The 505-nt window shown below is 47.5% G+C and carries 1 protein-coding gene; it reads left to right on the forward strand.

Annotation, left to right across the window (positions count from 1 at the left end; translation table 11 throughout):
- Window positions 1-505 (forward strand): IS110 family transposase (locus tag QWI17_RS09050; protein WP_370661379.1); only part of this gene is annotated, 505 nt, incomplete at both ends.

The following is a 505-nucleotide window of genomic DNA, read 5'->3' on the forward strand; positions in this document are numbered from 1 at the left end:
CACTGGCAGAATCTGGGTTACCCGTTGTCGTTGTACAACCCATGAATGTTCGTCAATTTGCCAAAGCCCAAGGGATAATCGCAAAGACAGACAAGATCGACGCTCAGGTGATCGCGCAATTCGGGGCGATGCTTAAGCCTAAAATACGTCCCATAAGCAACAAAAAAATACGATATATCAGGGACTTACTCGCCCGAAAACGCCAACTCATGGAATCAAGAACACAAGAGCTTAATCGTAAACACAAAGCGGAAAAAGCACACCAGGCAACGCATAATCGCATGCTGAAGTTTTTAGATAAGGAAATCGAGTGGGTTAATACCAGGCTTTCTAAAAGAGTCGCCGAGGTGACTGAATGGGAAGATACCTATAGGTTGTTGTTGAGTGTCCCCGGCATTGGAGATGGGGTCGCGCATACATTACTAGGAGAGCTTCCTGAGCTTGGAACACTGACCAACCGCCAGGTTGGTGCTCTGACGGGTTTGGCGCCTTATAATCGAGACAG

It is taken from the genome of Gilvimarinus gilvus (assembly GCF_030518155.1).
Classification (GTDB): domain Bacteria; phylum Pseudomonadota; class Gammaproteobacteria; order Pseudomonadales; family Cellvibrionaceae; genus Gilvimarinus; species Gilvimarinus gilvus.